The sequence below is a fragment of the Bacteroides sp. K03 genome, assembly GCF_019734355.1.
In the GTDB taxonomy this organism is placed as follows: Bacteria; Bacteroidota; Bacteroidia; order Bacteroidales; family Bacteroidaceae; genus Bacteroides; species Bacteroides nordii.
In genome coordinates this window covers 26,441-48,959 of sequence record NZ_JAASHC010000027.1, presented here as the reverse complement: position 1 = coordinate 48,959, position 22,519 = coordinate 26,441, and the positions used below count along the sequence as shown (strand labels likewise).

Below are 22,519 nucleotides of genomic sequence, written 5' to 3'. Positions count from 1 at the left end.
TCAATAAGTAAATGTACAAATGATAGGATAATGGTCAGATATCCACCTCACACCATAAACTGGCTTATCAATGGTCTCAAACACCAACGGGCAAGCATTACGATAGAAAATATGATCCAGATTCTTGTTTCTTACCAAAGGAGAAACGCGTCCGAAACCATTAAAGCTGGAATGATCATCCGTTTTGGAAGCATCTTCTCTGGCAGAAGCAAACCAACGGTAAAATGGAGCCAAGCTCTCACGCCGCGGATCATAGGGATTGTAAGAAGCATTCATATCACCGGTTACGAAAACAGTTGCCTCCTCACCGGCGATGGTCTTCATTCTATTGTTTATCAATGCAGCACACCGGGCACGCACCTCAGTGTCCACCGGTTCTTTCTTATAGGGCAAATGAGTGGTGACAATATAAAATTCTCTCCGGCTTTTTTTATCCTTGAGTTGTAACCACAAAGCGGCCCGATAATGTCTGTCAGTCGAGTCCCACGGTTGGGATGGAGCTTCGGGAGTAGCACTCAGCCAAAAATGTCCCGAACGTATCACTGAATATTTCTCACGAAGATACAACAATAATACTCCTCCGGTGCGGGAATCAGGTAACGTGTCGTTCATCTCTATACGATAATAGCCATAATCAGGTAGCATGGCAAAGATTTGCTGCCACATCTCGTTACGTGGTTCCTGCATGCCTATCACGTCGGGACGGTACTGGGCGATCATACGGGCACACGGTTCCCGACGCCGATCCCATGCCGTATCAAGAGAATCATTCGGATTATTGAAACGGATGTTGAACGACATCACCTTTACAGAATCCAACACGACAACATCGTCATGATAATCTTGAGCGATAGCACAAGAAAAACTCAGCAGTAAAATACCAGACAAAAGAATGTTTTTTTTCATATATGTATCTTTAAAATTATACTATGAAGACTTATCAAAAAGTACTGAATACGTAACCAACAACACAAAACCGACACTGATTTAAAAAACATTAACATGCTTTATTACAACAGCAAAGCCGTCAAAAACCACAATATTCAAAACAAATAAAAATACCGACTACGTAGATGTATGATGTGATGTGTTCCTTGAATGAGTGTTCCTTTAAATTAAAATATTGACAAAATGAAAAAAAGAAAGTTAGGATTGTTCCCTAAGGTATTGATTGCGATAACTATCGGTTCGTTATTGGGACTTATAGCGCCGGATGTTATGATCAGAATATTTAAAACCTTCAATGTATTCTTTGCACAAATTCTCAAATTTATCGTACCCTTACTCGTATTGGGCCTTGTGACTCCATCTGTAGCTAATCTGGGACGTGGAGCTGGAAAGATGCTATTGAGTGTTATCGTTATCTCATATCTGTCAACGATAGGTGCAGGATTTTTTGCATATGGTTTTGCTTCAAGTCTGCTTCCTCATTATCTAAGTATTGGTGAAATTTCTACCTCTGCGCTGGAAGGAAAAGTATTCGAGCCCTATTTCAATATCAAATTCCCTCCGATTTGTGACATACTGACAGCTCTCCTCTTGTCATTCATGCTCGGCATCGGCATTATTTTCACCAAAGCCCCGGGACTGAAGAAAGCCTTCGATGAATTCGGAGAAATTGTAAAACTCACGATTGAACATGCCATCATCCCTCTCTTACCATTCTACATCTTTACAATGATATGTGAGATGAGTGCTGCCGGGCATCTGTCAACCGTCATGGGAACAGGTGTTAAAGTCATTGCAACCGGTGTTATCCTGTCTATCTGTTACCTCATTATCCAATATATTATAGCCGGACTGGTGGCTAAAAAAAATCCTTTTAAATGTATATGGAATATTATGCCAGCGTACCTGACAGGCTTTTCAATCTGTTCCAGTTCGGCCGTTATTCCAGTCACTCTCGAGTGTGCCATGAAGAATGGTGCGACTAAAGAGATCGCCAACTTTACTGTCCCTCTTTGTTCAACAGTCCACATGTGCGGATCGACTATCAAGCTTATCACTACATCAATCGCAGTGATGTATCTGAGCGGAATGAACATTAGTTTCGCCCTCTTTGCCAATTTCATCCTTTTGCAAGGGATTTCTGCCGTAGCTGCCCCCGGAGTAATGGGAGGAGTTTTAATGGCATCAATCGGATTATTGGAATCGATTCTCGGTTTTTCGCCTGAACAGAGTGCCCTGATGATGGCCATTTATCTGGCTCTCGACGGATATGGCCCAGCATGTAACGTAAGTGGAGACGGCGCTATCACCCTTATTATCGACCGCTTTTTCGGAAAGAGATATGCATCCGCACAATAATAAAATGTCTATTTTCAAAATCGGATTACGTAGTCATATCATGTAATGTGTTCCTTTAATATAAGGAAAGATTAATAATAAATATATGAAAAAAGAAAGCATAAAGATGTTTTTTGAGAGTCAGTCCACCCCCGCTGATTCCGAGAAAATAGAGCAATGGTATATAAACAATATCAATAATGCCGAATTGGACACTATTCTTCTGGAACTGTTGAAAGAATGTACTCATCAGGATGAACAAAAAGCCAGAAACGCGTTCAACCGCACATGCTATCGTATAGGTATCGGGACACCCCAAGGCATAAAAAAGAGGAAGACGATATACCGCTGGATATCGGGAATAGCCGCCACCGTCCTGATATGCGGTTTCCTATTGGGTATACATTTATGGAGTCCCCGGTTCGGCGATATCAATTTGGAAAAAGTATATGCATCGGCAGGTGATTCAAAAATGGTGATACTTCCCGACTCTACAAAAATCTATCTCAAACCCACAAGTACTCTCTTTTACGCAGCAAATGATTTTGCCCGTAACAGGAAAGTACATTTGTTTGGCGAAGCATACGTAGAGGTAACCAAAGATATGAAACATCCATTCTTCGTTGTGTGTAACAATGCCACAATCAAAGTATTGGGAACTAAATTCAACGTACAATCGCATGAATCCGATTCAGAATTTGAAGTAATGCTATACGAAGGATGCGTGGACGTAGAATCAGATTTCAACAATAAACAGGTAGAAGTACTCATGGCTCCCGGTGATATTATAAAGATTGATAAGAATACCGGCGAAATGTCACAAATGAATATTTCGACTATAGCCAACCCTGGGCAATCCCGTAAATTTTACTTTATCGATAAAAAGCTGGAAGATATAACCAATCAACTCGAACGTCACTTCCAAAAGAAGATTGTAATTACCAATCCAAAATTAAAATCGATAAAATACGATGCAATATTTGCCAATGACGAGACAATTGAACAGATTTTAAATTGCCTGAATGCATCACAACAGATGAAAATTATATATCATGATAACACCATTATAGAGATACGGTAACACAATTTCAGTTTTCAATAGGTAAATCATAGAACCCACAAAAAATAATCAGATGAAACGAATCATTTTCTTTTTTAGCTTTATGGCCCTTGCAAGTAACCTCTTTGCCATCCGAAACTACCCCAAATGGCTTGAAAGTGCAGCCATATATCACATCTATCCTTCTTCTTACATGGATAGCAACGGAGACGGATACGGCGATCTGGAGGGTATACGTTCTCGCTTGGACTACGTAAAGGATCTGGGATTTAATACCATCTGGATCAGTCCGGTCTTTTGCAGTAAATTTGAAGATGGCGGTTATGATATCACCGATTTCTATAAAATCGACCCACGCTTCGGCACAAATACCGATTTGGTAAATCTGGTAAACGATGCACATGAAAAGGGTATTAAAGTATGCCTCGACCTCGTAGCCGGTCACACTTCAGACAAGCATCCCTGGTTTCTGGAATCTGCAAATGGAGACCCGAATGGTCATTATGCCGATTATTACATTTGGACGAAAGGTAAAAAAACAACTCCACCGAAACCGGAAAGAGGAGGCTGGGTAAAAAATGAATATCCGCGCGACGGATACTATCTGATGAATTATTACGATATTCAGCCGGCACTTAATTACGGATATTATCAGCCGAACCCGGAGAATTCGTGGGAACAAGCCTATAATGCCCCCGGTCCAAAAGCAGTCCGCCAAGAGATAAAGAATATCATCTCTTTCTGGTTTGATAAGGGAGTTGACGGTTTTCGTTGTGACCTGGCCTGGTCATTGGTAAAGGGAGATGACGCAGAGTTTCATGGGGTAAGAAAACTTTGGAATGAAATATTTTCCTGGCAAGCGGAAAACTATCCCGAAACGATCTTCCTGTCTGAATGGTCAAGTCCGATAGAAGCTATTTCCTGCGGCTTCGATATCGATATTATCCGCCACAACGGATGTGGAAAAACCATGTATCGCGATCTGGTACACAATACACATCGGAATACAGATCCGGAAACCGGTATATACCAACCGAAAGATTGTTGGTTTGACAGGGCGGGAAAAGGGCAATTCAGTTCTTTTGTAGAACCTTTTATAAAAATCTATGAAGTAACCAAGGGGCATGGTTTCCCATGTATGCCCACATCCAGCCATGATACATGGAGGCTAAATCGTAACCAACGTTCTACCCCGGAGGAACTAAAAGTAGCCATGACGTTCTTCCTGACAATGCCATGGGTACCAATTGTCTACTATGGAGAAGAGATCGGGATGCGTTCGATGGACGGATGGCCGTTTATTGAAGGCAGTCGTGACCGGTCGGCACAAAGAACACCCATGCAATGGGAAGCAGGTGCAACAGCCGGTTTCTCGACCTGCGACCCTTCAAAATTGTATTTACCTATAGACCCGGATCCGAAGCGTCCGACAGTAGCCGGTCAAATCGATGACCCGCATTCAATACTTAACTGGACGAAGGGGCTTCTTGCCCTCCGTTCTTCAATCTCCGCATTGGGAAATACAGGAGGATGGAAGTTTGTCAGCGATCCGCAACAAGCATATCCTGCCGTATACGAACGTTCCGACGATCACTCAAAGTATCTGATAATTATTAATCCGAGAGAAAAAAGTGCTACGGCATCCATTGAAGGATATGATCGATTAGAAGTTATTTGGGGAAATCCCCAAAACTTGTCAGTAAAGAAATCGAAAGATAAACTATCACTGAGAATCCAAGGAGTAAGTTCTGTCATCTGTAAGGTTCTGTAATTCATATTAGTCATCAACAAAATAATAAATCAATGAAAAAGGTTTTCAAACTTTATTTAATGCTGTTCTTAAGTATTACAGGAACAGTTTTTACAACGAATGCAGAAACGAAAAAGATTCTCGTTGTTGGAAACAGTTTCTCGTTTGATGCGGCTTTACAGGAGTTTCTTCCGATAGTACAAGCTGCTGGAGATGATATTGTACTGGGGTTTCCATATAAAGGAGGAACCACACTGGAACTTCACACGAATTATATTACCACAAATCAGCAGATATACAATTACTACAAAATTAAAGATGGAAAAATGACATCGACAGGAGGCAACAGTCGCAAATTCGATACAAATATCATTACGGATGAAGACTGGGATATTGTCATTATACAAACTGACCATAATTATTCGGGTGCATATAGTCACTATTTTCCATACCTGAGCAATCTGATCACCTACTTTAAAACTCATCTCACGAATAAAAACGCCCAGTTTTATCTTTACATGACCTGGGCCTATCAAAATGGTTCGGCAAAATTAGAGGAGTTAATCAATAAAGGTCTTTACACCGACCAAATGGATCAATATACAAAAATCGTTGATTGTGCAGGCCGCGCTGCCATACAATCGGGAATTGGCGAAGAAAACATAATTCCGGGCGGAACAGCTGTCCAAAATGGACGTACCAGTTATATTGGTGATGATTATAATCGTGATGGCTATCACATGAATCTCAGTCACGGCCGTTATACGGTAGCACTAACATGGTACGAAAAAATCTTCGGAAAGAGTGTCATCGGGTTAAGTTATCACCCTGCTTCCATCAGTGATTTCTGTGCAGAGATGTGCCAACATGCCGTACATGAAGCCATTATCCACCCCAAAAGTATCAGTAGCCTTGCAGATACTTATGGGGTAAATCCTGATGCAAAACCCAAGGTCATCGACAGACCGCTAATGATTAATTTCGGCATCGGTGTTGGTTCATCTGCTGTCTCTCAATATTCATGGAATAGTTTAACAACCACATTAACCGGAGCAAATGTGGGAAATCTATATAATAGCAAAGGTTATGGAACCGAAGTGAAAGTTTCAATAGAAAAACCATTCGACGGTGTTTCCTCTATCGGAACTACTTCATCGACTACAGCTTTAGATATGCCTTCGAATGTGTCTAAATCAGCCTTTTATGGTACTACACAGAGTTCGGTTATTATTTCCGGATTATATCCGGGGCAGGCGTATGATATGAACGTATTTGCCTCAGTTATGAATAATACATCGACCAATTCTGAAACCGTCTACTCATTCAAAGGAGAAAATAATGGAAACGCCTCTCTGAATCCTACAAAAAACACGGCAAATATTGCAACGGTCCAAGGAATAATTGCCGATGAAAAAGGACGCATCTATTTAACTGTAAAAGCCGGCGCAAACAATAACGAAGAAAAGAAAACTTATTATCTGGGAGCATTGATGGTAACTCCACATCTTGAGGTTCCGGGGAAAATTCCTATCTATATCAACTTTACCACCAATGGAAAAACAACTCAAGAAGATTACTGGAATAATGTGACATCCCATCTTGCCGGAACTAAAATTGAAAACTTGACAGATTCGGAGAATAAGGCTTCAGGCATATCTCTAAACATCACAAAAGGTTTTGCCGGTGTCACAGAAAACGGTGCATCCAAAACAAATACGTTGCTTAACATGCCCGCAAATGCGTCTACAACAGGTTATTGGGTAAACGGTATCGAAAAAGACGGCGTTCTTATTGACAATGCCGAAATCGTATTCAGCAATCTGGATCCTAAGGAATCCTATGATTTTTATATGTTTGGTTCCTATATGAATGCTACAGAAGTTCATGAAGCTGAGTATTCAACCTTTGGAACTGTAGAAAATTACATTGGATTAAATGGAAACAACAACGATCATTCAATCGCTGAACTCTCTTCAATATATCCGGATGCAGACGGACATATCCGATTTACGGTAACCCCGGGAGCTACAAGTGCAGATACCTACAAAACTGGTTACATCAATGCTATGGCTATTATGGTTCCGGGTATTGTGAAAGTCGTACCCTTCGAACCCGTAGCAGAAGGTCCGTGGGATGGTATTTCGATGATTGAACCGGCTCGTGACGTTTCCGGTAATTGTGTTATTTACACAGGAGCAGAATTAGCATGGGTAGCCAATCAAATCAATCAAGGCCATGCCATAACAGGTATAAAAATTGCAAAAGATATAGATTTAGGCAATCAACCATGGACTCCAATAGGATACGGAACTTATTTTACCGGAAAAATTGACGGACAAGGTTATCACATTTATAATATGTATATAAATAAAAGTGACCTTACAGAAAAATCAAATTTTGCAGGTTTAATAGGTGGTACAAACAGCGAAAGCTGTGATATTCTCAACATCAATCTCTCAGGAAAAATCGATATTCCCGCATCCATAACTCAGAAAACTCAAGTCGGATCATTCATTGGTAAAGCCAATGCCTTAGGAAATATGGTTAATTGCCATAGCGATGTTGAAATCAACATCATGGGAGCACCGGGATATGTGGGTGGTGTATTGGCATTTATGAAAAATGCGAATGTAAAAAACTGCTCTTATTCAGGTAATATAATAATCACAACATCTGGAAAAGTGACCAATGGTGTCGGCGGCATTTTGGGATGTACAAATTCAAGTACAACCGGCATCGAAGCTATTATTAACGGATGTTACTTTGACGGTAGCATTAAAAATAACGGTTCTGGAACCCCTAAATATGTAGCCGGAATCAATTCGTATTCTAATTTGTCAAAAGCTGCCGAAACCATTACGAACAATTATGTTATCGGCACCATTGACTGCACGGCCACGAATCAAGGAACTATTTACGGAAAAAACAACACTGTAAATTTCGACTGTGAAAACAACTATTATTATGCGGGCTATACCTTAACAGGCAAAGGTGGAATTCCTATGGATATAAAAAAGTTTCATTCCGGAGAAGCTACTTATTTATTAAACGGTGATCAAATGGAATTTCTTTTCGGACAGGAGCTTGATTCTGATAATAACATGCCAGTCGTCTATAGTGGTACCAACAGAGTCTACAAAACAGTCTTTATGTATAATGGCAACGAATATGCAGTACTTTACAACAATACAGAAATGAAATTTCCACAAAATCCTGTTCCCGACGACGGAACGACTTTTGGAGGATGGTATGATGAGAAAGGAAATCGCTATGATGAGAATTCAACCACCCAAACTGACCTCATACTCTATGCCAAAACCATAGCAACAGGAACCGATAATCTGAAAACTAAAGATGAAATAACAATCAATAATAACAAAATTGATATAACTTCAGAAAATCCGATTGGTGATATTGCTATTGTGGATGTAAACGGAATGGAGGTTATTAATAAAACAATAAAAGAGACTATCGCAGAATTAGATATAAATTCATTACAACATGGTATATATCTTTTTAAGAGCAAACATGATTGTATTAAATTCATAAAGAAATAAGATAGTAGACATCGTAATCCAAATTACAATGTAATATGTCCATAGACCAATATCCAAAATAAGAAAGGAGTTAATTTCGTACGTAATTCACGAAGGGCAAGCTCAATATGTTTTTCTACCGTACGTGCCGAAATATGCATTATTTCGGCTATTTCTTTTGCAGACTTATGCTCGAACCGGCTCATATTGAAAATGGCACGCCGCTTCTCCGGCATTGTTTCAATGATAGCGGCAATCGCTTTCTGCATTTCGTTCCAAAACAACTCGTTTTCTGCACTTGGAGTGACTACGGTGTCGTGTACGCCATCCAGGAAACGATCTACAATTTGATTCTGCTTGGAACGAAAGTGGTTGTATATCTCATATTTAGCAATTACATACAAATAAGAGTGAATCGATAAGTCGCTTTGTAATTTCTCTCTGTTAACCCACACTTTGATAAATGTGTTTTGCGTAATATCTTCAGAGATCCATTCGTCCTTCACCAATCCGAATATAAATTGGTTGAAATGTGAATAGTATTTCATAAAAAGTTCTTCAAAACACTGTACATCCCCATTCTTTATGCCAGTTATCAAATCAGGTTCATTCATTACTATTATATTTAAGACTATACAAACATAACATTTTAATATAAGAAAGAACAATTGTGCTGAACTTTTTCGTTCTATGGTATATTTGCAACTCTCCTATATATTACAGAAGTGTTAAGAAAGATATAATACGTAATTCAAGGTGCAATATCTTCTTTGTTTTTCTCACTAATTGCAGATTTACTTTAACATATCTAATGCGAATCAGTAGTTGAAATCAAGTTAAAATTTAGTTTTGCTCATCTCTGTACGGTTTTGAATGTATTTCACCACAGAGTAACACGGAGTTCCACAGAGTTTGAATCTTTATTGAAACGCAGATGATCGCAGATTTTCGCAAAGGATCAGTCTCTTTATCCGGTATTGATAAAGCCCCCTCTCGTAGAGTAACGTATAAAGCCTCGGTGAGCAGTCTTGTTTTAGATGTACATGTAAAGCAGCATGAGATGCACATGTCGTGCTGTCCCACATGTACATGTCGTACCGCTTTACATGTACATCTAAAACAATACTGTTCACCGGGGAAAGGCATGTTCCTTTCTGAGAAAGACAAAGTACAATACCGGGCAAGGGTAACAATGCCGTCTATGGACACTTCCGCTATCGAAAAGATAGGGTTATAATCTTCGTTACTATACGGATATGAATCTATTTACGATCAGCTTTGAACTCAATAGCCAACTACTGATTCGCACATCTATTTGATTTTTACTGAAAAAATATCCCTATACTTAATATCCTATTTAAACAAATCATAACTATAATTTTTACTATATTTGCCCAAACTAATACTAATCAATTTTATTATGAGAAAACTTAACCATGCACTTCTTGCGGTCGCTACATTGGCTTTCGCTTCATGCAATACGCAAAAGGAAGAAATCAATTATCAGGTAATCCCTCTCCCCCAAGAGGTCGTTGTCAGTCAGGAACCGCTTTTCACACTACAGGAAACCACAAAAATTCTTTATCCGGAAGGAAACGAGTTGCTGAAACGAAACGCAGAGTTTTTATCCGGATATATCAAAGATGCGACAGGAAAAGAACTCGACATTGCAACAATCACATCGGAAAGTACACCGCAAAATACTATTATCTTAGGGTTGGACAAGAGTATAACGGAAAAAGAAGGATACGAGCTTACAGTATCTTCCGAACAAGTCACCATTAACGGACAAACGCCTAATGGAGTGTTCTACGGCATACAAACTTTGCGAAAATCAATTCCGGCAACTACTGCCGGCACCAAGATTGCACTTCCGGCAGTAACCATCAAAGATTATCCACGCTTCAGTTACCGGGGCATGCATCTCGACGTAAGCCGCCACTTCTTCCCGATAGAATTCGTAAAGAAATACATCGACCTGCTGGCACTACATAACATGAATACTTTCCATTGGCATCTGACAGACGACCAGGGATGGAGAATTGAAATAAAAAAATATCCGAAGTTAACGGAAATAGGCTCACAACGTTCAGCAACAGTAATAGGACACAACTCCGGTGAATATGACGGCACACCTTATGGAGGTTTCTACACACAAGAACAAATTAAAGAAGTTATAGACTATGCAAAGGAACGCTATATCAACATCATCCCTGAAATAGACCTGCCCGGACATATGGTTGCTGCTTTGGCTGCTTACCCGGAACTGGGTTGTACGGGAGGTCCGTATGAAGTAGAAAAAAACTGGGGAATATTTGAAGATGTACTTTGCATTGGTAACGATAAAACAATGCAATTTATAGAAGATGTACTGGGCGAGGTAGCCGACCTGTTCCCTTATAAGTATGTCCACATCGGAGGTGACGAAGCTCCACGCAATCGTTGGGCCAAATGTCCGAAGTGCCAGGCACGTATCAAAGCAGAGGGCTTGAAAGCTGACACTAAACATACGGCGGAAGACCGTTTGCAAAGTTACTGCATGCAACGTGCAGAGAAATTCCTCAATAGTAAAGGGCGCCAGATAATTGGCTGGGACGAGATCCTGGAAGGGGACGTAGCACCCAATGCGACCGTAATGTCGTGGCGCGGAATGGCTGGTGGAATAGAAGCTGCCAAGTTGGGACACGATGTGATTATGACTCCAAACACTTATGTATATTTTGACTATTACCAAACAGCAGACACAAAAGATGAACCAGATGCTATCGGTGGTTGTATAACATTGGAACGCGTATATAGTATGGAACCTGTTCCAGAGGATTTAAACGCAGAAGAGAAAAAGCACATTATTGGTGCTCAAGCCAATCTTTGGTGTGAATATATCCCTACGACAAAACAGGTAGAATACATGGTACTCCCACGTATGGCTGCTTTGGCAGAAGTTCAATGGACACTTCCCGAAAAGAAGGATTATAGTGACTTCACCAAACGCTTGCCCCGACTTTTAGCTTTTTATGATCGTGATAGCCTCAACTACGGCAAACATGTGTTTGATATTAAATCAAATATCACATCCGACCCAGACAAAAAAGCAGTAATGATAGAGCTTAGCACAGTGGATAATGCACCTGTTTACTATACATTGGATGGAACAGAACCGACTCCTACGAACGGAACGAAATATGAAGCTCCCATAACCATTACACAGGTTGCAGATTTCAAGGCCGTTGCTGTTCGTCCTACCGGTAACAGTAAGATTATATCCGAACAGGTTAATTTCAACAAAGCCACCTGTTGCCCGATTGAACTGAAAGCTCAGCCTTCGGCCAAATACTCCTATAAAGGTGCTACGACTTTAGTAGACGGATTAAAGGGGGGAAACAGCTATGCCGGTGGACGCTGGTTAGGTTTTTGGGGAACAGATGTTGAAGCAACCATTCATTTAGGAGTACCAACAGAAATAAGCAAAGTTTCAACAGAAGCTATTGTTGACATGGGAGCCTGGATCATGGGAGCCACCGGATTGGCTGTTTCCGTATCAGAAAATGGGAAAGACTTCCAAGAAGTAGCTTCAGAAACCTACCCTTCTGAAACAAACTTAGGCAAAAAAGGAATAGAAGATTACAATGTGGAATTCTCACCAGTAAAGGCTACTTTTGTAAAAGTAACAATCAAGTGTAGCCCCGCCTTGCCGAAAGGACACGCCGGAGAAGGAAAAACACCTTACTTATTTGTGGATGAAATAAATGTGGATTAATATTGCTATCTGATGAAATACGGATGATCGTAATACGGTCTTGAATATATTCCACCATAAAGTAGCACAGAGTTCCACAAAGTACTATTTATTTAATGAAACGCAGATTAATGCAGATTAAAAGACTGTAGATATTAATCATCTATTTATTTCCCTTTGCGAAAATCTGTGTTCATCTGCGTTTCAATTAATCATCGCCTGGCGTACCTCCCCGTGCGGAAAACACTCAAAACTGGAAGTAAATGAATGGTTGGATCTCGCTACTCTTCATCTGAATAACCAGATAAATCATAGCCACCATTAATAATGCTTTGCCTAAAAACGGGAGGCGAATTACCCCACGACAAACTGCATTTTCCCAACTATCAGGAGCAAAATGAAGTAGAAAGCCCAATGCCATCAAAGCAAAAACACGCCAGTATCCCTCTAATAATTGCGGGAACAGTTGTGGGCGGAAAGTTGTAAATATCTGTCCCAGCATATCCATTGAGTTATGAATATCAGCATTACGAAAGAAAATCCAACAGAAACAAACAAAGTTAAATGTAATAATAACACCCAAAAAACGACGGACACCATGACTTTCTTCCCCTTTCTTACGCCCTATGATAGTCATCCAGGCTTTATGGAGCGCCAACGCTACGCCATGAAACATACCCCATAAAACAAAATTCCAGGATGCTCCATGCCATAATCCCCCCAGAAACATTGTAATAATAAGATTAAGATACTGACGGAATTTACCATGCCGGTTTCCTCCCAATGAGATATACAGATAATCACGCAACCAGCTTGACAGAGAAATATGCCAACGTCGCCAAAACTCTGTAATAGAAGCCGATTTATACGGAGAATTAAAATTCAGATTAAAATGGAAGCCTAATAAGAGAGCAATACCAATAGCCATATCACTATATCCGGAAAAATCGCAATAAATTTGCAGTGCATACCCATAAAGTCCCATCAGGTTTTCTATACCTGAATAAAGCGTAGGGTTATCAAAAATACGTTCTACAAAATTGATACTGATATAGTCTGAGATAACAGCTTTCTTAAACAAACCGGCTACAATCAAAAAGATACCCCGTCCAAACATTTCCTGCGAAACATAAAGCGGCTTACGAATCTGAGGTATAAAATCACGTGCCCGTACAATAGGTCCTGCCACCAGTTGAGGAAAAAAGGACACGTAAAAAGCATAATCCAGTAAATTGGTAAGTGGTTTTATATCCCTTCGGTAAACATCGATTGTATAACTCAGCGACTGAAAAGTAAAGAAAGAGATGCCTACAGGAAGGAATATATCAAGCGCTGTAAATTGTCCGCCCATCAATGAAGCAATAACTCCACCCAGAAAATTTGTATACTTAAAATAACAAAGTAATCCCAGATTGAGAGAAAGACTTAGCATCACCCACGCTTTCCGTCCATACTTATTGTCAGTGCGATCCATCAGACGGGCAAACACAAAATCGCCAACTGTTACAATAGCCAATAAAAAGAAATAGGTACCGCTACTCTTATAATAAAAATAATAAGAAAACAAGGTAACAAACAAGATACGCGCAGTATACTTATGACGCAGAAGTACATACACCACCATAAAGGCGGCAAACAGCCAGAGAAATATTCCGCTACTAAATATCATCGGAGCCTCCGGATTATATGTGAAAACCTCACGGAGGCGGCTAAAATCTATATCAATGGGAAACATAATCGTTGTAAGCTTTAATAATGGCTTCGTATAATAAATTACCCTGGAGAATATATCCTTCAGGCAAATAATGTACATGATCGGGGCGCATCAACCTGGCTTCCTGCCAGTTCTTACAGGCACGAAGGCTTCCCCCCACTACATTATACATATCCCAAACAACCAGATGATGATCACGAGCGTACTTCTGAATGGTATTGGCAGCCGTCACTGTGCGCGGATTGATAGTATATGTCCGGCGCCTGCCTCGCCGTCGGAAACTTTCATAAGAACCGGGAGGAGTCGTTAACAGGATCGGAACATCCGGTAAACTGTCACGAATCAGCGAAATAAGTTCATCCATCTGCTGATAATGCAAATTAGCATTATACCGTTTATTATGGCTCTCATTTGTTCCGAAAGAGAGTATAAGAAGTTCCGGTTTAAGTGCAGCAATGGCAGCGATACGGTCGGGATGTGTAAAAGTGAGACAGGTTGCCCCATTTACTCCCATATCAGTATAGGAAACACTGCCAAAAGTCTCAGCCAATCGTTGTCCGGTGGTCTGGGGGTAAATATGTCCCCGAATATGGCTATCTCCAATATGCAAAATACGTACAGTATCTTCCAGTATTCCTCCTTTTACAAGGCGCAAATGCTCCAGCACAGGAGAAAGTATCCCCAAACTGTCAACAATCTCATTTATTCCTATTCCTTTAAAGGCAACCGGCAAATCAATCTGCACAGATAGAGTATCGTAAAGCAGTTTCATCTCACGCATCGGCTTAGCACTTTTCATCGGTGCCCCCCGTACGGGACATACAGGCAAAGCATCCTGTGCAAAAAGCTTTAACGAAACTGACAGGAAGAGAATTACGATAAATAACAAAAACTTATTTATTCTCATAAGCACGTCTCCTGTCATATTGTTCTTTTCCGTAGAGTAATGTTTCATAAAGCAACCCTGCCAGATGTTTTCCACCCCGGAAGTTAATATGTGTATAATCATAATTTGCCATGGAAGGTTTTGCATGTACCAGTTTTGCCATACTACCTTCTCCTCCCATTGCTTCAAACATATTCCAGAAAGCGATGCCACTCTCAGCGGCTATATTCTGTTGATAGCGAATCAGATTCTTAACTCCCGGCATCGTACGAAGTTCTCCTGTATCGGTTTTATAGTCACGATCGCCTACACTAAGCAACAGAAAACCTGCCTGTGGGAAACACTCCTTCAAATGCTCAATAGCAGTAAGTAACCCTTTCTGATAATTATCATAATTGTAGCCGCGTTGAGTAGCAACATTCAGTCCGTACTGCAAAATGACAAGATCGTAGGGACGCTGCTCATTGAACTCTTTTATTATGCTGGCAGGAATCGTTCGCAGAGAAAGTCCGGAACTACCACGCAAAGAGAAGTTATCAACAATAATCCCTTGCGTACCATCCATCGCCATACCATAAAACAACGTAGAATCCGCCTGATTTACTGTCCAACGTACAGATCCGATACGTCCCTCCACCTGCATTGCCTGCAAATGCCCATCAGGTTCAAATTGCCGGTTTTCTGTCTCTCCCCGATTTATACGAACAGAGAGATCAACCGCACCTTTATTATAAAAAAAGATAGACGCCTGCTGACAGGTATCTAATAAAGAAGCATACTTATTCTGTCCACGGAGTTCAACATAAGCATTATTGTTGGGAACAAAATAATGTCCGGAAAGGCCTTGTTTTTTTCGATCGAAATAAACACTATCCGTTACGGCATGACTGGACCATCCTCCGAACGAATGGCGTACTGTGGGACGGTATCCACTGGTCATAGAAGTTATGGTGACAAAGCCCACTCCGCACCCCCCAAAACGTTTCTGTAACATTTCACGCAGATCGGCAGTGAATATATCGGCCTCTATAAAGGAATCACCGAAGACAGCGATACGCACCAGGCGCTTCTTCATCGGAATCTCGTCCAGTGCACGGTAGAAAGGAGTCATCCCACGCAGGGTAGAATCACTATAATCTTCTATACAGGTCATCCCTGTACGACAGGTGTCTATAAAGGCAGGCTTCACTTCAGGTACGGGAAGAAGGCTGTCTGCTTCCATCTTTTCTTCTTCCGGTTCAGGTGTACGGATATCACTCAACAAGTCCACCCGTCTCATTGTATGTCCATCAATCGTTATGACTGGTAACCAATGCATGCCAATCAAAGCAACCAGAATAAATAAGGTCAGTCCCAACGAATATTTCAGATAATTCTTCATGCACTCTCTTACTTTCTTTTAATAAGGAGCTGCAAAGATAATGTAAACCGAGAGCAGAATAAAACGAACTCGTTCATTTTTTATGCCAAGATACAGCTTATCTTCGCTTGAAGCAAAGATAGATAAGACAGATAAAAAGAAAGGAGAATCTACATGATCAATGAGATTCTCCTTTCTTTATGTTAATTTACGGTAGTATCAGATACTCCGTTCAATATTCCAGACAAATGCACGTAGTCCAAGTTGTTCTGTCTGCAAATCCATTTTATGCAGCGTATCCAATAGCGGGTCTACCTTCTCATCCTCAACCACAGATAGAATGGCGGAACACATACTGGGCCATGCATGGCTTCCGAAATGCGGCTCACCAGTCTTTGAGCCACGTCCTTGTACACGCTCCAGATAAGTGAAACCACGGCAATTGAGGCGATCCAACAAAGCAATGATACGTTCATAATAGGCTTGGTCGAATGTTATTAATACTGATTTCATATTTTCAATTATTAGTTATTTCTTTATGATTTCGTCTTTATGCTCCTGAAAATAGATATCCAGTGCGCGCTGACGTTTCATAGCTTTACGTTGGCGTTTAATACCTGTACCGGCAAATACACAATACAATGTTGGGATCAAAATTAACGTAAGGATGGTAGATATCGTCAAACCACCAATTACGGCAATTGCCATCGGGCTCCACATTTCCGAACCTTGTCCGCCACCAATAGCCATCGGGATCATACCAAGAACAGTAGTAGCAGTAGTCATTAATACCGGACGAAGACGACTCTTACCGGCGGTCACAACCGAATGCAATACCGATTGTCCGCGTTCACGGCACAGGGTAATGTAGTCAATAAGCACAATACCATTCTTCACCACAATACCAATCAACATGATAGCTCCCAATAAACTCATTACACTCAATGTACTATTCGTGAAGTATAGTGCCATCAACACCCCACTAAATGCAAACGGGAGTGAGAACATAATGATGAATGGATAAGTAAGTGATTCAAACTGTGCAGCCATTACAATAAATACGAGGACCACAATCAAGATAGCCAGTGTTCCCAGATCCCGGAACGAATCTTGCTGATCTTCAAACGAACCGGCAACCTGAATCGTCACTTCCGATGGTATATCCATCTTATCAATAATAGCATTACCTGCACTTACCACATCACCCAGCGGAGCACCAGAGATAACAGCAGATACCGTCACAATACGTTCGCGGTCTTTACGTTCAATGGTAGGAGGCGCAAAACGTTCAACCACCGTACCAAGATCTTTTATACGAACAGCCTCTCCTTTAGCGTTATATACCAAAACATTTTCCAAACTTTCAAGACTGGTACGATGCTCAGGGGCATAACGTACTTTAATATCATACTCATCACCATCTTCACGATATTTAGAGGCAATAGCACCATTGATACGATTACGCAGATAAGTGCCGGCAGTAGCCAAGTTGAGTCCATGCAAAGCCAATTTTTCACGGTCAAAATCTACCTGATACTCCGGTTGGTAGTCGCTACGACTGATATTTACCTCAGATACTCCTTTTACATCCAGCAACCGTCGTTTCAACTGAGCAGCTACGCTATCGGTAGTTGCCATATCATAACCATAAATTTCAAAGTCGGCACTGGCCTGAGCAGACATACCTGTATTACTACCTCCAAGAATCACCTGTGCCTTACTAAACTCAGGATACTTCTTCAAATCATCACGCATCTCATCGCAGACCTGCTCCAACGAGATTTTACGATCTCCCGGATCCACCAAACTGATATTGAAAGAAATAATGTGAGAACCGTTATCCTGCATAGAAGCCCATGTATTATCAGAATCAGCTTGGCCTACAGTATAGTTACATACCTTCATTATTTCCTTATACTTTGTCATCCACTGATTGGTCAACTTCTCAGATATCTCTTGAGCCAACTCTTTACGGGTACCAATCGGCAGTTCAAGCTGTACAGCAATACGGGCATTATCTTGTGCCGGGAAAAATTCTGTACCAATACCTTTGGCACAGAATAAACTGACAACAAAGAATAAGATACAACCGACAACAATAACCGAACGATGACGAACAGCCCAATTCAGCATACGGGCATACCAGTTGTCCAATCCATCCAATGATTTTTCAATAGGTCTATAGAACATCGTGAATGCCTTTGATTGTTTCTTCTGAAGCTTTAACAGCTGAGCACAAAGCATCGGAGTCAATGATAAAGCTGCAACCGTGGAGATAAACATAATAGCACACATCATCCATCCCAGCTGCTTAAACATCACACCAGACATACCGCTTACCATAGTCAGCGGGAAGAACACCGCAATCATAGTCAACGTAGACGCAATAACTGAGATAGCCACCTCGTTTGTTCCATGTACAGCGGCCTGTTTCGGATCAGAACCACGCTCAATATGTGTTGTAACATTCTCCAATACTACAATAGCATCATCTACCACCATACCGATAGCAATGGAAAGGGAAGACAGAGAAATGATATTAATCGTATTCCCGGTGATGGCCAGATAAATAAATGAGGCTATCAACGAAAGCGGAATCGTGATACAAATAATCAATGTTGCCCTCCAACGTCCCAGGAAGAGGAATACTACGATAACAACAAAGAGTAAAGCATAAAGTACCGTTTCGGCCAAACTGTCAATTGTATTCAGAATGTTATCGGATGTATCAACAATGACTCCCAGTTTCACATCACTCGGCAGGTTCTTCTGCAAACGGGGCAACGCTTCTTCTACCTTTCTTGAGATTTCCACAGAGTTGGCACCCGATTGTTTCTGTACAATAATCATAGCACCCTTTACACCGTTATTATATGTCTCCTGCGCACGTTCTTCCACTGTGTCAACCACACGGGCCACATCGCGAAGATAAACACTGGCACCATTGTAAGTACCTACTACTATATCTTCTAACTGTCGGGAATCGTTAAACTCTCCCTCTACACGCAACGAATAAGTTTCGTTACCAATATCAAAGGTACCACCGGGAATATTTTTATTCTCTGCACCAATAATAGAGCTGATGGTCTCAATAGACAGATGATAAGCCTCTAACTTATTCGGGTCACAATATACCTGAATTTCACGCTGCGGAGCACCACTGATAGACACTGTACCCACACCGGGAATACGGGCTAAAGGATTCACTACGCGGTCATCCAGAATTTTATAAAGTGCCGACTGGCTTTCATTGGCCTGTACAGACAATAGTACGATAGGAATCATGTCCGTACTAAACTTAAAGATGATAGGATTCTCCACATCATCCGGGAGCTGTGAACTCACCATGTCAAGTTTGTCCCGGACATCGTTCGTCAGTACATCGATGTCATTACCAAATTCAAACTCCAGCGTAATCAAGGACATGTTTTCTGACGACCGTGAAGTAATATGCTTCAGGTTACTAACAGCATTCAACGTGTTTTCCAACGGTCGGGTCACGTTATTTTCTATATCCGAAGCACTGGCTCCGGGATAGGCGGTCATTACCATAATCGTATTTGTATCGATATCCGGATACAAGTCGATAGGTAGTTTTGATAAAGAGAAAAGACCAAAGATCACCACTGCAAGAAAGCAGAGGGAGGTCATAATCGGTTTTTTTACCGCTCCTTCGTATAAACTCATGTTGTTTAGTGATTAGTTATTGAGTGATGAATGATGAGTGAAAGCACAATGAGTGCTAATCACTTATCACTAATCATTAATCGTTAATTTTATTTCTCTACGTCTACTTCTGTACCGTTAATCAGGCGTGCCTGTCCTGCAACAACTACCTGTGAGTTGTTGGGTACACCCGACTTCAGCTCATATTCTGTACCCATACGACGTCCAAGTTCCACTTTATTGTAAGAAACTTTTCCATCTTTGTATACAAATACGTAACGGTCGCCGGCACCCGCCTGTTTTACAATAGCCAAATCGGGAACAACTACGTTGTCCTGAGTACCAAAATTCAAAGTAACACGGGCAAACATTCCCGGACGTACCCGCTGATCTTTGTTTTCCAGCTTGATTTCAACAGGAAAAGTACGTGTAGTTGCATCAATGGTAGGATAAACGAGGCTAACCTTTCCAGCAAACTCTTCATCACCATACACATCCAGCTTCACTGCAACAGGAGACCCTTTTTTTACCTGAGAGAAATAAGTTTCAGAAACATTGATCATCAGTTTTACCGGAGTAATCTGCTCTACAACCAACACCGGGTTTCCACCGCTATACATATCTCCGTTATCATAATTACGTGCAGTTATGATTCCGCTAATCGGGCTAACCAATGTTGTATTCTCCATTAAATTCTTATAAGCCGTCTCTTGTACTTCAAGTGCCATCTTCAAGGCATCCCATTCTGATTTGGAAGTACCGCCTACTTTATAAAGTTCATCAGCACGATTAAATTCAAGACGTTTGTTTTCCAGTTGCAATTTCATCTGTTTCAAACTGGCCTCATCCATAAGTACCAACTTCTGTCCTTTTGAAACGCGGTCACCCACTTCTACAAATATCTTATCTATTCTCACAGGAGACGCCGGAGCTATATTATTCTTAACTTCCGCTTCTACTGTTGCCGTATATTCCTGTATCTGATCAACAGGCCGTGCTGTTACATCCGCCAATTTTACCTTAGGCTTATCTTCAACTTTTTCAACAGCTTTCTGTTCTTTTCCGCCAGTACACGAGCCTAGCAGCATAATAGCAAACAAGGCTACTAATTGGAAACTCTTTTTCATGTGATTTTCTATATTTTTATTTTTCCTGGTTTATTTTATTACCTCATCTCTACCCAATACCTGATCAAGGTCAGCCTTAGATACCAAATAATCGTAAATTGATTGATTGTAAGTAAGTTCCGCCTGTGTCAATGACACCTGCGAGCTATTCAATTCGAGTACAGTACCCTTTCCCACTTCATAACGCTTACCGGCAATCAATACTGCTTTCTCAGCTTGCAACACATTTTCTTTGTTACTTACAACTTGTTCTGAACTGGCAGCCATATTACTACGATAACTTTCTATTTGCATATTCAACTTACGTTCCGTATCCAAACGGTTCCATTCCAGTTGTTTTACCTGTATACGAGCCGTTTTCATCTTTGTAAAATTACTGGCCTTATACAAAGGAATACTCAGATTGAACATCAATGAAGAACTATTACTCCAGTTGTAATCAAAGAAATTCAGATTCGGATTATAAAGAGACTGATACTGATACGAAAGAGACATAGAGAGTGTCGGAAGGAAATTTGTTCGTTGAGACTTGATGTTCTTAAGAAGCAATTTATGATTCAAATCAAATTGCTTCATAGTCGTATTATTGATCAGACTTTCATCTCCGGCGCTCAATTCTCCGGCAAACAAAGCCGTTTCGTAATTAGCCAGATTATCATCGGCCTTCAGATCTACATCAGCTGTAATGCCCATCAATACCTTCAATTGCAACTTCGCCAATGTCACCGCATTTGAAGCTGACACAACACTGGGTTTTACACTACGCATCTGTACTTCAGCACTAATTTTATCAAATTCGCTTACAGTTCCTTGTTGATATTTAGCATTGGCAACATTAAAATTATCTTCTGCCAGTTTATAACTTTTCTGCATTACCTCATAGGTATCTTGCGTCAACATCAGTTGGTAATACGCCTTTGTCACCTGATTAACCAGATCTTGTTTAGAAGCTCTTGATTTCTCAACAGCCAATTCAATATCAGTCTTAGTCATTGACATAGCTTTGTAAACGGAAGGAGCAAATAAAGGCAAACTGACAGCTAAACCTGCATTCGCCGTATTTGAATTGTCCTGTCCCATCTTAAAGGATTGCCCACCAAGATTCATCTGAGCCGCTTTAATCGTATGATCCAGCGATCCTGAGATGCTAACCTGAGGTAATAAGTTCTGCCAGGTTTCCTTGTTGGCTACCTCCTTTAAGGAGATTTCTTCATCCGCCACTTTAATAGTGGGATTCTCACTCAGAGCAATTTCCAGTGCTTTATCCAAAGTCAGGGTCAAAGTATCCTTTGCCTCCTGTGCCCGTACAAAGCCCCCGGCAAGAAAAACTGCTATACCTAAAAGCAGCTTCTTACCTGCTAATTTTCTCATTTTGTTCATAAATAAGTCTTCTTCTTT

General features: G+C 40.9%; 15 protein-coding genes. 6 read left to right on the top strand and 9 right to left on the bottom strand.

The annotated features are described in order from the left end of the window. Complete coding sequence (locus tag HCG69_RS16055) at positions 1-906, bottom strand: endonuclease/exonuclease/phosphatase family protein (RefSeq protein ID WP_195349168.1); 906 nt, start codon at positions 904-906, stop codon at positions 1-3. 225 nt (positions 907-1,131) lie between these two features. Here HCG69_RS16055 and HCG69_RS16050 point away from each other — a divergent pair, with 225 nt between their 5' ends. From HCG69_RS16050 to HCG69_RS16035, 4 genes are all read left to right on the top strand, one after another. Beyond that, complete coding sequence (locus HCG69_RS16050) at positions 1,132-2,307, top strand: dicarboxylate/amino acid:cation symporter (protein ID WP_007487722.1); 1,176 nt, start codon at positions 1,132-1,134, stop codon at positions 2,305-2,307. Between the two features lie 85 nt (positions 2,308-2,392). Further along, positions 2,393-3,367 (top strand): FecR family protein, encoded by a 975-nt coding sequence (locus tag HCG69_RS16045; protein ID WP_221650876.1) that lies wholly within the window; start codon positions 2,393-2,395, stop codon positions 3,365-3,367. A 52-nt stretch (positions 3,368-3,419) separates the two neighbouring features. Next, positions 3,420-5,117, top strand: a complete 1,698-nt coding sequence (locus tag HCG69_RS16040) for an alpha-amylase family glycosyl hydrolase (protein ID WP_007487724.1) — start codon at positions 3,420-3,422, stop codon at positions 5,115-5,117. 32 nt (positions 5,118-5,149) lie between these two features. Beyond that, positions 5,150-8,653: a DUF4886 domain-containing protein gene (locus HCG69_RS16035; RefSeq protein ID WP_221650875.1), complete on the top strand. Its 3,504-nt coding sequence runs from the start codon at positions 5,150-5,152 to the stop codon at positions 8,651-8,653. A 23-nt stretch (positions 8,654-8,676) separates the two neighbouring features. Here HCG69_RS16035 and HCG69_RS16030 read toward each other — a convergent pair whose 3' ends face one another. Next, complete coding sequence (locus HCG69_RS16030) at positions 8,677-9,246, bottom strand: RNA polymerase sigma factor (RefSeq protein WP_007487310.1); 570 nt, start codon at positions 9,244-9,246, stop codon at positions 8,677-8,679. 320 nt (positions 9,247-9,566) lie between these two features. Between HCG69_RS16030 and HCG69_RS16025 the strand changes: the two genes are divergently transcribed. Continuing rightward, entirely contained in the window at positions 9,567-9,869 is a 303-nt protein-coding gene (locus HCG69_RS16025) for a hypothetical protein (RefSeq protein ID WP_221650881.1), read from the top strand. A 183-nt stretch (positions 9,870-10,052) separates the two neighbouring features. Next, positions 10,053-12,389 (top strand): glycoside hydrolase family 20 protein, encoded by a 2,337-nt coding sequence (locus HCG69_RS16020; protein WP_221650874.1) that lies wholly within the window; start codon positions 10,053-10,055, stop codon positions 12,387-12,389. Positions 12,390-12,615: 226 nt separating this feature from the next. On the opposite strand, the gene HCG69_RS16015 is transcribed toward HCG69_RS16020, so the two are convergent. The 7 genes from HCG69_RS16015 to HCG69_RS15985 form a co-directional block, all read right to left on the bottom strand. After that, positions 12,616-14,103, bottom strand: coding sequence for an MBOAT family protein (locus tag HCG69_RS16015; protein WP_025866976.1), 1,488 nt, complete (start codon positions 14,101-14,103; stop codon positions 12,616-12,618). Continuing rightward, positions 14,090-15,007, bottom strand: a complete 918-nt coding sequence (locus HCG69_RS16010; RefSeq protein WP_044158080.1) for an SGNH/GDSL hydrolase family protein — start codon at positions 15,005-15,007, stop codon at positions 14,090-14,092. The genes HCG69_RS16015 and HCG69_RS16010 overlap by 14 nt, the downstream gene beginning before the upstream one ends. Next, positions 14,976-16,349, bottom strand: a complete 1,374-nt coding sequence (locus tag HCG69_RS16005) for an SGNH/GDSL hydrolase family protein (protein ID WP_025866974.1) — start codon at positions 16,347-16,349, stop codon at positions 14,976-14,978. Before HCG69_RS16005 ends, HCG69_RS16010 begins: the two co-directional genes overlap by 32 nt. A gap of 198 nt (positions 16,350-16,547) precedes the next feature. Then, positions 16,548-16,841, bottom strand: a complete 294-nt coding sequence (locus tag HCG69_RS16000; RefSeq protein WP_002558027.1) for a PG0541 family transporter-associated protein — start codon at positions 16,839-16,841, stop codon at positions 16,548-16,550. Positions 16,842-16,856: 15 nt separating this feature from the next. Next, a complete protein-coding gene (locus tag HCG69_RS15995; protein WP_007487316.1) occupies positions 16,857-20,015 on the bottom strand; it encodes an efflux RND transporter permease subunit in 3,159 nt (1,052 codons plus the stop codon). A gap of 89 nt (positions 20,016-20,104) precedes the next feature. Beyond that, a complete protein-coding gene (locus tag HCG69_RS15990; protein ID WP_122201802.1) occupies positions 20,105-21,121 on the bottom strand; it encodes an efflux RND transporter periplasmic adaptor subunit in 1,017 nt (338 codons plus the stop codon). A 30-nt stretch (positions 21,122-21,151) separates the two neighbouring features. Next, the gene (locus tag HCG69_RS15985) at positions 21,152-22,501 is read right to left on the bottom strand and encodes a TolC family protein (RefSeq protein ID WP_122201803.1); all 1,350 of its coding nucleotides are present in this window, start codon (positions 22,499-22,501) and stop codon (positions 21,152-21,154) included. Positions 22,502-22,519: the final 18 nt, after the last annotated feature.